Below are 13318 nucleotides of genomic sequence, written 5' to 3'. Positions count from 1 at the left end.
TTATTCCTCCCCTTTTATCTTTTCTAACAATGCCATTACATTTTCTTTTTGCAATTCCGATAACTTCTCAGTCGTCATTTCACTATAGAACTTCTCTACAATATCTATTGGATGCATTTTTTTTACATCTTTTAAAGCTTTAGATGTGTATTGGGAAGTCTGTACTTGTTGGGTTAATGATAAAGTGTTGGGATAAATTTGTTTTAACTTTTGCATTGGATCCTTTACATGACTGAGTTGTTCAACAATAAAGTGAAAATAACTTTCGTTACTTTTACGCTCAAATTCACCATTCATTAAATCATCAAATCTTGCTTCGACTACTTCTAATTCATGCTTAGGCTTCAATGGGACAAAAGACTGTTTTATTTCATGAGGCTGTACGTCAAAGATTCGAATCCCTTTTGCCTGGCCAGCTTCCGAAAAAGAATATTGCAAAATTGAACCACTATAGACGATATGCTTAAATGGCGTCGCAAACGGATGATGAATATGACCTAACATTACGGCATCAAAATCATTTAAAAATTGGGGCGATACCGCTTCAATAGTACCTACAGTTATTTCACGTTCTGAATCACTTTTGGGCGCACCATTTAAAGTGAAATGTCCCACTAAAATATTCGTCTTATTTTGGTCTAGATGTGGTTGAATACGTGCAATCAATTTCTTAACAGCTTGCTCATATGTTTCAATCGGTTCATTCAGAAATTCACGCGCTTCCGATACAGTAAAAAAAGGCATAGTGTAAAGTGCAACATCATCAAATATGTAGGGCGTTAAGCACTGCTCTAATTCTGTAGCAATGTAGAGTTGATTGTGCTGAAACCATGAGGCGCCATAACGTAGACGCTCTTTACCATCATGGTTGCCATTAATCATGACAATAGGAATTCGTAAATCTAGATTTATCTTTGCGATAGTATTTTCCATTAGTCTAATCACATACTTATTAGGGTATGTTGTATCATAGATATCACCAGCTATAACAAGTAAATCTGGTTTTTCTTTTATAAGCACTTCTATCAATTGATCTACAATATACTGTTGATCTTCCAAAAATGAATGGCCATTTAATACTTTTCCTAAATGCCAATCCGCGGTATGTATTATTTTCATATTCATCACCTCAGAACAAACGTTCGTTATTATTGTATAGGTGTTTTTATTGGATTTCAAGCGTCCAATTCTAATTTATCATTTCATCATTTAACGATGATATCAATGTACTCGCTTTAACTCAATAAACCTAAAAAAAGAATGAGATCGATATCAATAGATTTCATTATCCCACTCCAGCATATTGATTATGATTAAAAAATGGATTGAGGCTGAAACATTCAACTCAATCCACGACGGTTAGTTTATAAATAATAGCGATTCAACGATGCATGAATATATCGCTAAACTGCAAGCATTTTTTATTAAAACAAACGAAACTTACTATACATAAATGAAACTTTTCATTTTAATGACATGCTCTTTATTGTACAAGTTGGTGCTTAATTTTGCGATAGCGACGTAACATCGCAAGGCGCCATGGCAATAACATACTAAAAGCTAATAAAAAGAACATACCTGCTAACTCACCCGGATCAATATTACTGCCTATAAACACTTTTAATACTGTTCTCACTAATAGAAGCGTGATGAGCACAAGCGGGAAAGCTTTAGATTTTTTTAAATAGATTTGACTCCCTTTTGTTTCAAAGTGTGATGTCATAATGAGTACACTCGAAAAAATCACACCTAATACAACTGACTCTAATATTTCAAAATTAGAAAGTCTAAAATAGGGAACGACGTACATTAATGCACCTGTTGCCATAAAAAAAGGAGGTAAAAGAATTTTCTTTTCATTCACTGGATATTTTTGCGCTTTCATTCTAATTACAATGACCGCTGCCCCCATGACAAATGCAATAAGAATCGATAATACTAAATACGTCAATGTTGATCCTCCTCATTTCTCATTCGATACTCAATAGTATAGCACATGACATTTAAATTCGTTAATTTTCTTACTTCGACGCATTATTTAAGGTTTCACTTCTAAACATGTGCTTTTTCATAACTCATCTTATACACACGTCTATCAATGCCTTTTATTGAAACTACTGACTTATCTTATAATAATATATGTAAAAAGAGACCATCAATAATAAACTTATCACGAACAAAATAAGACTAATAAAAAGATGTGTTTCGATTAAAGCAATTGTCAATATAAGACTTAAACTAGTCAACCATAACATTACTATAAACAAATAAATCAATTTAGTTTTTAAATGCGCAGGCACCTTTTGCGCATCAACTGAAGCGATAATATTCACATCTTTTGTTATCCCCAAATAAATGGTCACGATCGCTGATATAACAATAATGAGTATGATACCTATCATATATGTCACACCTCCTCTTATCCATTAAAATAAACTAAACCACAGTTTGATCACATTTATTTTAAAATCTTTCTATATGAATAAACTGGACGTACACCATTACTCAATTTGGTATAACATAGACCCTACCTCTTTCAGTTAATAGAGTGGAAGCCACTTGTCTTAAAATAAAACCAAATGTCTGGTATGGCCATGCGCTTAAAGTCCTTCTTTATTTTAACTTAAAAAAATAGCAAAGTTTAGTACGATTTTTATTACCGTACTAAACTTTGCTATTATCAACATCATGGACATTACATTTTTTTGTCCATGTTTTTATTCATCATTGTCATCATTTGATTAATTTTCTTTTGAGATGGTTTTTGACCCATTTGCATCATCATCATGCGCAACATTTCTTCATTAATAGGTGGGTTCTTTTTTAAATAGTCCATCATATATTTACGTGCTAAGAAAAAGCCCCCCACTAATCCACCGATAAGTGCAATAACAATTAATAAAATTGCTAACCATGTAGCCATAGTTTCACCCACTTTCTGTATCCTTTTGCATTTTACTAAAATTATGTATTCTTTTCAAGATATGAAAGCAAACTTATATGAATAACTAAAAGAAAAGCCGAGCTCAATTTTGAACAATTCAAGCTCGACTTTTAAATGCGATCATCAATTATAACTTTTCAATTTCAGATAATATGTTTTCTTTTGTAAAACCATATTTTTCGACAACTAAGTCGCCAGGTGCACTTGCGCCGTAACGATCAATACCTACAACAAGACCATGCATACCTACATATTTATGCCAACCGAGTGATGATGCCATTTCAACAGCAACACGTTTTTCTACTTGTGGTAATAAAATTTCGTCTTGGTACGCTTTTGATTGCGCTTCAAATGCATTCCAGTTTGGCATTGAAACAACACGAACACCTTTACCTTGTTCTTCAAGTGCTTTTGCAACTTCAACTGTTAAACTTACTTCAGAACCAGAAGCTAATAAAACATACTCAGGCGCTTTTTCACTTTCATAAACGACATATGCACCTTTTCTAACGCCTTCTTCTACTACAGATTCTTCTACATCTAACACTGGTAAACCTTGACGTGTTAATACTAAAGCAGTTGGGATACCGTTTGATTCAACAGCAACTTTCCAAGCAACACGTGTTTCATTACCATCAGCTGGACGAATCACGTTAAGATTTGGAATTGCTCTTAAGCCTGCCAATTGTTCGATTGGTTCATGTGTAGGACCATCTTCACCAACAGCGATTGAATCGTGTGTAAACACAAACGTAGAACGAAGTCCCATTATTGCTGCTAAACGTAAAGCAGGTTTTAAATAATCACTAAATACAAAGAATGTTGCACCGTATGGATGTAAACCACCATGTGCAGCCATACCATTAACGGCAGCAGCCATCGCAAATTCACGCACACCGAACCATACGTTTTTACCTTCGCCATTTTCAGCTGAGAAGTCTGTTTCTTCTTTTACATTTGATTTATTTGAAGAAGCTAAGTCAGCAGAACCACCAAATAATGTTGGAACAGCTTTACTTAATGCTTGAATTACATCTCCAGAATCTGCACGTGAAGCGCCTTTATGACCTAATTCGAATTTTGGAAGTTCAGCTTCATAACCTTCAGGTAAACGGCCTTCTAAAGCGTCTTTAAACTCTTTGTATAATTCAGGATATTGTTGACTGTAGGCTTCAACTTTTTTATTCCATTCATCTTCATTTTCATTGGCACGTTTAATCATTGTTGAATTGAAAATTTCATAAACTTCTTCGTCAACATGGAAATATTTAGAACTGTCTAATTGATAGTTTTCAAATGTAAGCTTACGTTCTTCTTCGCCTAAAGGTGCACCATGAACAGAATTGCTATTTGATTTATTTGGTGAACCTTCACCAATAATTGTTTTAACTTCAATGATTGTCGGACCATTTTGTTGTTTAGCTTCAGAAATGGCTTTGTCGATAGCCTCTACGTCATTACCATCTTTAACAAGTATATGGTTCCAACCATATGCCTCAAAACGTTTTTTAATATCTTCAGAAAATGATTTATTTGTCTCACCATCTAAAGAAATGTTATTAGAATCATAAAGCGTAATGAGTTTATCTAGTTTTAAATGTCCTGCTAATGATGCCGCTTCATGAGAAATACCTTCCATCAAATCTCCGTCAGAAGCTAAAACATACGTGTAGTGGTTGACTACTTCGATATCTTTATTAAATTTAGCCGCCAAATGTTTCTCAGCCATTGCCATACCTACAGACATTGCAAAACCTTGCCCTAGGGGACCAGTCGTAATTTCTACACCTTTAGTATGGTGATATTCTGGATGTCCCGGTGTTTTAGAACCCCATTGTCTGAATTGTTTAAGCTCTTCTAATTCTAAGCTTCCTGAAACATGTAGCAAACTGTACAATAATGCTGAACCATGACCCGCTGATAAAATGAAACGGTCTCTGTTGAAATATTCATTTGAATTAGGGTTGAAATTCAAATGACGTGTCCATAAAGTATAAGCCATTGGTGCTGCGCCCATTGGTAATCCAGGGTGTCCTGAATTCGCTTTTTCGATGGCGTCAATACTTAAACCACGTAATGTATTAATCGCAAGTTGATCTTTTGTTTCTGTCATATTATTACTTCCTTCCTTTCGAATGCTCATCATATTTTCATTATAACCGAAATGGTAGTATAAAGCCTAATAAATCAGCACGCCAATCACCAAATATAAGCCTAATTTTAAATTAGTGACGTAAATGATTTTTCTTTTGGATTTCTTTAAGTTTTTCAGGTGTAACATCATTACCCTCTGGATCAATGACCTTAGTGTTCTCTATTTGGCTTTTGAAGCTACTTCTAAACATCTCTAAGTACTCACTTCTTAATTGTGATTGCTCTTTTGCTTCACTTTCTGTTAAGCCCTCTTGCTTTTTCTTATTAGCTAATTCATTGATTCGATTCAATTTTTCTTGAGTAAACATCATCAATTCCCTCCGTCATTTTCTTTACAAAAATATAACAGATATAATGGATAAAACCAAACGCTTAAACTTGTATTACAATTAAAGCGGAATAGCGTCCGTTTTTTTTAGCCGAAACTTTCTTATCTTGTGGAAAATAGGCATATAGAAAGAAACAATTTATTAAAAAATTAAAATGCCTAATTCAAAAAGAGGTTGTCTTTTACATTTATTGAACTTATCAAGAGTTCGTCTACAAGTCTAATTGACCTCGAGCATATTTTGACTCGAGGTTCAAATGAGACTGAAAACTTCGAAGTGTCATAATATATGGGATATCTAATTGGAAAAAATTGGAAGTAAAAATGGAGATTGAAAGTATTTCGTACGCAGAAAAAGTTGATTTTGATTAACGGCCAAGTGTTGTCGCAATCGCTGGCTGATTCGTATCGATGTGTTCGTGTTTTTGAACTTTTTCTGTTTGGTTTGTTTTCAAATAGTGATCTGTCATTTCGTACGTTTGTTCTGTATGACTGCTATCGCTTGCTAATACAAAGAATGTAAAGAAAAGTAGTATAGATATGATAAATACCGCTAAAAACAGGTATATTTCTGAAATTTTAACATGAATCATTACTATCACTCCTAGAACGTTTGTTTGTATTAACACTCTAACAGAACGAATGTTCTATGTCAACACCAAAACGAACAAACGTTTGTGATTATTTCATCAATATGTTATACTAACCTCAAACCAAACGAAGAAGGAGTGTGCGAAATGAGAGAACTCACAAAGAGACAAAGCGAAATATTTGAATTTATAAAGCATGTCGTGCAAACAAAAGGGTATCCACCGAGTGTTCGAGAAATCGGTGAAGCAGTTGGTTTAGCTTCTAGCTCAACTGTGCACGGTCATTTATCTAGATTAGAAGAAAAAGGGTATATTCGACGAGATCCAACTAAGCCTCGTGCCATAGAAATTGTGAATGAACTCATGGGAGAACCTGTCAATATGGAAGAAACTATCTATGTGCCTGTCATTGGTAAGGTCACAGCGGGGACACCTATATCTGCTATTGAGAACGTTGAAGAATACTATCCATTACCAGAACATTTCACTTCAACACATAATGGCCAAATATTCATCCTAAATGTTATCGGAGAGAGTATGATTGAAGCTGGTATTTTAGACGGAGATAAAGTTATTGTTAGAAGCCAATCAATCGCTGAAAATGGCGACATCATTGTAGCTATGACTGATGAAGATGAGGCTACAGTAAAAAGATTTTATAAAGAAAAAAATAGATACCGTCTTCAACCAGAAAACAGTAGTTTAGAACCTATTTATTTAGATAATGTCACTGTGCTCGGAAAAGTTATTGGCTTATTCAGAGAAATGTAAAAATGGCATTTGATCACTCCTTCTAAAAAAAGCAAGCGACTTAATGAAGCACATTCACTAGTCGCTTGCTTTATTTTTTTATTTTTTATTGAGTAATTTTTTAATACGATCTAAAATATCTTCCGATTGATTTAAAGGGGGGTATTTTGTTGATTAATTTCATTTTTCCAAATCATATTCACTGTTAATCACTTCCAAAGAAGCTATTCCCCTTTATCTCAGCATCAAACATTACCCGATATAATTTTCGGTGAAAAACGGTTGGCGCTCTGAATTAAAATCAACACCAATACCTATTGTTTTCACACTTCTATTTAATATATTTTTCCGATGTCCTTTAGAATTCATTAATCCATGATGGGCATATATAGGACTCGTTTGACCATATGCTAAGTTTTCCGCAGCAACTTGATATTGATGACCATCAGCTTTAATACGATCAAATGGTGTTTTACCGCTTAAATCATTATGATCAAAGTAATGATTTTTTGCCATATCAGTACTATGTTTTCTAGCTGTTTGCGCAAGAGAATCAGAATAAGCTAATGGCTTTAAGCCTTTTTGAACTCTTGTAGCATTTAACAAGTTATAATCACCTTTTTCAAAACTATCACTCAAAAATTTTGAAGGGGCAGCGTACTGCGCATTTAATTTATATTCCATCGTATGACTGATTTGCATCAACCCCATGAGTTGATGGTTGTCATATTTATCATAGAAAACAGTCGTGTAGATACCATCTTTATCAAAAATATCATAATCTTGTTGTTCTTTTTTATAAATGGTATGACCTTTTTTAATTTCATCTACAGGTGTTCCTAGTTTTTCACGGACAAAATCTTTAGGGCTTCCATATTTAATCCCATTTTTAGAAGTAATCATATTTTGATTCGTATACAACCCGTGTACTTTATCATTGATAAAACTGACCATGACAAACTCATTAAAATCATGATGATAAACATACCAGCGCGTACCGTATTCGTTGCCTATTTTGGAAACTGGTTGCCCGAGTTTTGCATCAACTTGCTTTTTGGTCATATTCATTTGAATATTTCTCATCGCAAAAACTTGCTGTTCTGGTGTTTTTAACGTGGTTTCATTTGTTTTGCCATCGACGAGTTGATCAATTTTTTCATTAGCTGGCTTTACAAAATCAGATATTACTGTACTCGGTTGAATTGGGACAAAAAGAATAATTAGCAATCCTAAAAGAAAAAACAAAAGGAATTTACGGATAATCAACAGCTCCTTTAATCTCTGTCACCATTAAAAATAGAATTGCGAACGATGACGTAGTCTACCTTTCTAAGCGCATCAATGTCTTTTCCACCTGCATATGAAATTGAACTTTGTAAGTCTTCTTTCATTTCAGTGAGGGTATCTTTTAATGCACCTTTATGTTCGACAAACATTTTTTTACCCTCAACATTTTTACGTTCACCTTTTTGAAATTCTGATGCACTACCAAAGTATTCCTTGTATGTTTTACCGTCTATTTCAACCGTTTCCCCTGGTGATTCTTCATGGGCAGCAAATAATGACCCTATCATTACCATTGAAGCACCAAAACGGATTGATTTGGCGATATCACCATGTGTACGAATACCACCATCTGCAATAATCGGTTTACGCGCTGCTTTACTACAGTGATTCACTGCTGCAAGTTGCCATCCACCCGTACCAAAACCAGTTTTAATTTTAGTAATACACACGCGACCTGGACCGATACCTACTTTTGTAGCATCTGCACCTGCATTTTCAAGTTCTCTTACACCTTCAGGGGTACCCACATTCCCTGCGATAACAAATACATTCGGCAATTGTTTTTTAATATGCTGAATCATTTCAATAACTTGATCTGAATGACCGTGTGCAATATCGATTGTAATATACTCAGGAGAAAGACCTTCTGCTTTTAATTGATTGATAAAATCAAATTCACCTTGTTTTACACCTACTGAGATTGATGCAAAGTATCCTTTTTCATGCATAGATTTAACGAATGGCAGGCGTGCTGCTTCATCAAATCTATGCATGATATAAAAGTAATCATTTTGAGCAAACCACTCTGCCAATGATTCATTCATCACGGTTTGCATATTTGCTGGGACAACAGGTAATTTAAAACGCTTCGGTCCAAATTGAATGGAAGTATCGATTTCTGAACGACTTTTAACTACACTTTTGTTAGGGATGAGTTGTATATCTTCATAATCAAAAATTTTCATAAAAAAAGCCCCTTTATATATTTATTCCTATGATAATATACTATCTTTAGGAAACAAAGTAAATAAAGGGAGATCGGTTTTACCAGCTTGATTTTTTAACACCAGGGATTTGTCCTTTGTGTGCATGTTCTCTAAATGCGATACGAGACATTTCAAATTTACGCATAACACCTCGAGGACGACCTGTAACTTTACATCTACGAGTTAAACGTGTAGGTGATGCGTCTCTAGGTAATTTTTTAAGACCTTCATAGTCACCTTTTGCTTTTAATTCTCTTCTAATTTCAGCATATTTAGCGACCATTTCTTCTCTTTTTTTCTCTTTAGCTATTTTAGACTTCTTAGCCATTTATATGAACAACTCCTTTGAATCGTAATTATTACGTTTTACATCATAGCACATTCTTTTCCCTATTCGCAAGCCTTTAAAATATAAAAAAGTAAAAAAGAGTTGGCAAAAATGGAGTGACATGCTAAAATATTAAATCGTAATAGTTTCAATTTGAAAAGGAGGTCCTACCCATGCGCGTAAACGTTACTTTAGCATGTACTGAATGTGGTGATCGTAACTATATCACAACTAAAAACAAACGAACTAATCCTGAGCGTATTGAAATGATGAAATACTGCCCAAGATTAAACAAACATACTTTACACAGAGAAACTAAATAATCGTAGTGCTTATATCATAACACTACGATTATAAAGTATAAAAGAAAATGAATCTATCATTTCTTTAACTTAAATCACAAGTGTCATTGCCTTGTCATATTTTCGAGGCAATTAGACATTCATTGAGAATTCTATATTTAAACGATTTGATTATTAATTTTGAGTTGAATTATTTATGTCCTAGGCTCGTTTGATAGTAGAGCAGGATACCTATCTTTTATTTAAAATACGACACCAGTCAAATTACGTTACACACGCGAATACGTAATTTGACTTTTTTTATGCGCTTTAAAGGCTTACTTAAGTCAATTGAGTCACTTCAAATTATCTTCATAATGCATTTATTTTGTAATACATACCATTTTAAATTTTGAGGCTCCTCATATTTTATTTAAACCATTGAATGAAATGTTCATTTACTATTTTAATTTTGTAAAAGTAAAACTGAATCATAACTTTAACGCCATCCATGCTATTTGTCATATGCCACTCTGAACGTATATCTCTAAAAACCTTAATTTTATCACTTTAAAGTCTTAAATTCCTATTGAAACTATACTATTTTAGAAGTAAAATAAATGAAAATCTAAATTATGAGGAGAAATTGTTTATGGAAGAAAAGAATTTGAGTAGAACCCTCCAATCAAGGCATATCACAATGATTGCCATTGGGGGCGCTATCGGAACAGGATTGTTTGTAGCAACCGGTGGCGTTATCGCACAAGCTGGCCCAGGAGGTGCCATTCTCGCGTACATAATTATAGGTATTATGTTGTACTTTTTAATGTCATCAATCGGGGAAATGGCAACATTTTATCCAGTGTCAGGTGCTTTTAGTAGTTATGCAACACGTTTTGTTGATCCGTCACTTGGTTTCACGATGGGATGGCTTTATTGGACTATCTGGTCGTTGGTTACAAGCGTAGATGTCATCGTCGCATCTAATGTAATTAGTTATTGGGATACCTTTCATTTCTTCTCACCTCTTGTTTGGAGTTTGCTTTTTCTAACATTACTATTCTTAGTTAATGTATTCACTGTAAAAGCTTTTGGAGAAGCTGAGTTTTGGCTCTCATTAATCAAAGTCATTACAATTATTATTTTCATAATACTCGGTATTTTAATGATTTTTGGTATTCTAGGTGGGCATTACTATGGTCTTAAAAACTTTACGGTTGGAGAAGCACCGTTCGTAGGAGGCATTTCAGGATTTTTAAGCGTGCTGTTAATTGCTGGATTTTCAGTTGGTGGTACTGAAGTTGTTGCGGTAACTGCAGGGGAATCTGACAATCCGAGAGAATCTATGCCTAAAGCGATTAAACAAGTGTTCTGGCGAATTTTACTGTTTTATGTGTTATCCATCGCTGTCATTTCATCCATTTTAGCTTATACTGATCCTACATTACTCAACGAAAATGGGTCAATTGCACAAAGTCCATTTACTATTGTATTCGACAAAGTAGGTATTGCTTTTGCTGCTTCTGTCATTAATGCGGTCATTTTAACTTCATTACTTTCAGCAGCTAACTCTGGTGTTTTTACTACAAGTCGTATGCTTTATTCATTAAGTCAACATGGGCAAGCACCTCAATTTTTAGGCAAAATTCATCATCGCTCAAAATTACCTTTAAATGCTTTATTTACAACTTTTGTTTTTATTGCGATTGTTACTCTCTATGCCAACTACAATCCAAAAAGCGTCATTGGGTTGCTAAATATTATTGGTGCACTTGTCACATTTGTATGGGGCTCAAGTTTAATTGCACAAATCCGAATGAGACGTGCAATTAAGAAACAAAATAAAAATATTGATCAACTACTTGCATATAAAGCACCATTCTTCCCTGTGGGACCTATTATCGTTATTGCAATCTTGTTGTTCTTAATATTTGGTAGCTCAGCAGAAGCTATTGTTCATTTTGAAGTTTCTAAATTACTTCAAAGCTTTTTACCTATTATTGTGCTAATTGTTGTTTATTTCGTACACAAAGCAATCAATAAAACAAAAGTGATTCCTCTTGAAGAAATAGATTTAAGTGAGCATGAGTCCTATCGTGAATCGTAAATATCACTTTAATCACTTTTTTGTATTACAACCTATACACGATGACTATTTTCAGTAGTCATCATACACTATCATGGAGTGAGACTTAAAAAGTCACGCTCCATGTTTCTTTTTATCCCACTATCTCTTTTAACTGCCCTATATTGATGTGAAAACCTATTTATCTCCCATTTACTATAAATCGGTAAATAATGTATAATTAAGTTAATAAATTGTAAAGGTGGTTATTGTATGGTCGGTCAAACAAACCTTTTCGATGATGTTTTAAAGCCGGATGAACGTTTTGTCATCGTCGTTCAAGCTTTAGAAAATAAAAATGGGCAGTTAGCAAAACGCACATTAAGAGAATATAGTAGCTTAACCCATGATCAGATGAACAATTTATTTCAACATTTAAAAGAATTATATTTAGACTCTGAGTTTGAAGCGAATCAATCTGCATTCACAATTACGGTCTATACGAACTTAGACTATACAGCGGATCAAGTGTATGCCCATATTAAACGTCATCGTGGCAAACACGAGTGGACACATACTGCAAAATAGCATCATCAATTTGTTCCATAAAAAAACAACACAAGTTACAACGATAACAGTTGAATTTCACTTTATCTTCAATGTGTTTTATCGTTATCTAAAGACTTGTGTTGCTTTTTAAATTTTTATATGAAAACAACAAACGATTTTAATCTATTAAATCTCACGAGTCCGAGTATTGGTTATTTGTTTATAAGTTGCTCTAACGCGTATGGAATTCCATCCTCATCATTACTTTTGGTTACCATATCTGCTTGTTCCTTTACTTCATCAGATGCGTTATCCATTGCAACTGCAGTACCGGCAGTTTTAAACATTTCTATATCATTGGCACTATCACCAAAAGCAACAATATGGTTCACATCAATATCCAACCGCTCCGCTAAAGCTTCAATGGCTGCACCTTTTGAAACGCTTTTTCTCATGAATTCTAGGAAAAATGGTTTGCTTGTCGTCATGTCAATAGCTTTATTAAATTCATTTCCAAATTGTTTAATTATTTTTTCAATATTTTCTTCAAAGTCAACACCCATTACTTTCGGAACTGATTTTTGAATGTAACTTTTCAAATCATCTACTTTTTCCATTTCTAAACCAGTCAGTTCAGATTCTCGATTCATATATTCATGTTCACCATCATAGATAATCTTTCCGTGATCATACGTAAGAACAAATAAATGACGTTCTCGACAAAAATCTACAATTTTATCAAATTCTTCCTTCTCAATATCTTTTTTCGATACAATTTCATCAGAGGCTAAGTCTGTTGTTTGAGCACCGTTATAGCTCATTATATAACTGCCATATTGATCCATTTTAAGTTCTTTCGCTGTCGGTAACATGCCTTCAGTCGGACGACCTGAAGCTAAAGCAAGTTTATAACCTTCATTTTGTAGATTAAGCAAATAAGATTTTGTGTTTTCTGAAAGATGGTTTTCAGAAGTCATTAACGTATCATCCATATCCATTACAATTAATTCAATTTTCATCTAACAATCTCCTTTCAACTTGTTTATATCTTACAAT

The 13318-nt window shown here is 33.9% G+C and carries 14 protein-coding genes; 4 read left to right on the top strand and 10 right to left on the bottom strand.

What is annotated here, in order from left to right; genetic code table 11:
- The 6 genes from sbcD to sosA all read right to left on the bottom strand — a co-directional run bounded on the left by sbcD (position 1) and on the right by sosA (position 6019).
- Positions 1-1119 (bottom strand): exonuclease subunit SbcD, encoded by a 1119-nt coding sequence (sbcD, locus tag C1H58_RS00365; protein WP_165544967.1) that lies wholly within the window; start codon positions 1117-1119, stop codon positions 1-3.
- Between the two features lie 364 nt (positions 1120-1483).
- The gene (locus C1H58_RS00360; RefSeq protein ID WP_050331050.1) at positions 1484-1951 is read right to left on the bottom strand and encodes a CcdC family protein; all 468 of its coding nucleotides are present in this window, start codon (positions 1949-1951) and stop codon (positions 1484-1486) included.
- Positions 1952-2695: 744 nt separating this feature from the next.
- Positions 2696-2923 carry a YneF family protein gene (locus C1H58_RS00355; protein ID WP_014613986.1) on the bottom strand — a complete coding sequence of 76 codons (228 nt, stop codon included), beginning with the start codon at positions 2921-2923 and terminating at the stop codon, positions 2696-2698.
- Positions 2924-3071: 148 nt separating this feature from the next.
- Complete coding sequence (tkt, locus tag C1H58_RS00350; protein WP_103356189.1) at positions 3072-5057, bottom strand: transketolase; 1986 nt, start codon at positions 5055-5057, stop codon at positions 3072-3074.
- A gap of 112 nt (positions 5058-5169) precedes the next feature.
- On the bottom strand, positions 5170-5406 hold the full coding sequence (locus tag C1H58_RS00345; protein ID WP_050331969.1) for a DUF896 domain-containing protein: 237 nt from the start codon (positions 5404-5406) through the stop codon (positions 5170-5172).
- Between the two features lie 388 nt (positions 5407-5794).
- Positions 5795-6019 (bottom strand): DNA damage-induced cell division inhibitor SosA, encoded by a 225-nt coding sequence (gene sosA / locus C1H58_RS00340; RefSeq protein WP_165544966.1) that lies wholly within the window; start codon positions 6017-6019, stop codon positions 5795-5797.
- Positions 6020-6163: 144 nt separating this feature from the next.
- On the opposite strand from sosA, the gene lexA reads away from it, so the two are divergent.
- Positions 6164-6787 carry a transcriptional repressor LexA gene (lexA, locus tag C1H58_RS00335; protein ID WP_016425001.1) on the top strand — a complete coding sequence of 208 codons (624 nt, stop codon included), beginning with the start codon at positions 6164-6166 and terminating at the stop codon, positions 6785-6787.
- A gap of 231 nt (positions 6788-7018) precedes the next feature.
- Here lexA and C1H58_RS00330 read toward each other — a convergent pair whose 3' ends face one another.
- From C1H58_RS00330 to rpsN, 3 genes are all read right to left on the bottom strand, one after another.
- A complete protein-coding gene (locus tag C1H58_RS00330; protein WP_425353367.1) occupies positions 7019-8032 on the bottom strand; it encodes a CAP domain-containing protein in 1014 nt (337 codons plus the stop codon).
- A gap of 8 nt (positions 8033-8040) precedes the next feature.
- On the bottom strand, positions 8041-9018 hold the full coding sequence (guaC, locus tag C1H58_RS00325) for a GMP reductase (protein ID WP_165544965.1): 978 nt from the start codon (positions 9016-9018) through the stop codon (positions 8041-8043).
- 79 nt (positions 9019-9097) lie between these two features.
- Entirely contained in the window at positions 9098-9367 is a 270-nt protein-coding gene (gene rpsN, locus C1H58_RS00320) for a 30S ribosomal protein S14 (RefSeq protein WP_016424998.1), read from the bottom strand.
- 173 nt (positions 9368-9540) lie between these two features.
- Here rpsN and rpmG point away from each other — a divergent pair, with 173 nt between their 5' ends.
- From rpmG to C1H58_RS00305, 3 genes are all read left to right on the top strand, one after another.
- A complete protein-coding gene (gene rpmG, locus C1H58_RS00315; protein ID WP_014613994.1) occupies positions 9541-9690 on the top strand; it encodes a 50S ribosomal protein L33 in 150 nt (49 codons plus the stop codon).
- 610 nt (positions 9691-10300) lie between these two features.
- Positions 10301-11755 (top strand): amino acid permease, encoded by a 1455-nt coding sequence (locus C1H58_RS00310; protein WP_165544964.1) that lies wholly within the window; start codon positions 10301-10303, stop codon positions 11753-11755.
- A 231-nt stretch (positions 11756-11986) separates the two neighbouring features.
- Positions 11987-12301: a hypothetical protein gene (locus tag C1H58_RS00305; protein ID WP_016424996.1), complete on the top strand. Its 315-nt coding sequence runs from the start codon at positions 11987-11989 to the stop codon at positions 12299-12301.
- Between the two features lie 173 nt (positions 12302-12474).
- Here C1H58_RS00305 and C1H58_RS00300 read toward each other — a convergent pair whose 3' ends face one another.
- Positions 12475-13281 carry an HAD family hydrolase gene (locus tag C1H58_RS00300; protein ID WP_165544963.1) on the bottom strand — a complete coding sequence of 269 codons (807 nt, stop codon included), beginning with the start codon at positions 13279-13281 and terminating at the stop codon, positions 12475-12477.
- Between the last annotated feature and the right edge of the window lie 37 nt (positions 13282-13318).

The organism is Staphylococcus sp. 191 (genome assembly GCF_011174885.1).
GTDB classification, from domain to species: domain Bacteria; phylum Bacillota; class Bacilli; order Staphylococcales; family Staphylococcaceae; genus Staphylococcus; species Staphylococcus coagulans.
Note: the sequence above shows the minus strand (reverse complement) of the source record. Positions and strands in the feature narration are given on the sequence as shown.

Excerpts from the sequence above, each read along its gene's own strand:
- rpsN (WP_016424998.1), bottom strand. The coding sequence starts at position 9,367 with ATGGCTAAGAAGTCTAAAATAGCTAAAGAGAAAAAAAGAGAAGAAATG.
- sosA (WP_165544966.1), bottom strand. The coding sequence starts at position 6,019 with ATGATTCATGTTAAAATTTCAGAAATATACCTGTTTTTAGCGGTATTT.
- C1H58_RS00305 (WP_016424996.1), top strand. The coding sequence starts at position 11,987 with ATGGTCGGTCAAACAAACCTTTTCGATGATGTTTTAAAGCCGGATGAA.
- guaC (WP_165544965.1), bottom strand. The coding sequence starts at position 9,018 with ATGAAAATTTTTGATTATGAAGATATACAACTCATCCCTAACAAAAGT.
- tkt (WP_103356189.1), bottom strand. The coding sequence starts at position 5,057 with ATGACAGAAACAAAAGATCAACTTGCGATTAATACATTACGTGGTTTA.
- lexA (WP_016425001.1), top strand. The coding sequence starts at position 6,164 with ATGAGAGAACTCACAAAGAGACAAAGCGAAATATTTGAATTTATAAAG.
- sbcD (WP_165544967.1), bottom strand. The coding sequence starts at position 1,119 with ATGAAAATAATACATACCGCGGATTGGCATTTAGGAAAAGTATTAAAT.
- C1H58_RS00345 (WP_050331969.1), bottom strand. The coding sequence starts at position 5,406 with ATGTTTACTCAAGAAAAATTGAATCGAATCAATGAATTAGCTAATAAG.
- C1H58_RS00300 (WP_165544963.1), bottom strand. The coding sequence starts at position 13,281 with ATGAAAATTGAATTAATTGTAATGGATATGGATGATACGTTAATGACT.
- rpmG (WP_014613994.1), top strand. The coding sequence starts at position 9,541 with ATGCGCGTAAACGTTACTTTAGCATGTACTGAATGTGGTGATCGTAAC.
- C1H58_RS00355 (WP_014613986.1), bottom strand. The coding sequence starts at position 2,923 with ATGGCTACATGGTTAGCAATTTTATTAATTGTTATTGCACTTATCGGT.
- C1H58_RS00310 (WP_165544964.1), top strand. The coding sequence starts at position 10,301 with ATGGAAGAAAAGAATTTGAGTAGAACCCTCCAATCAAGGCATATCACA.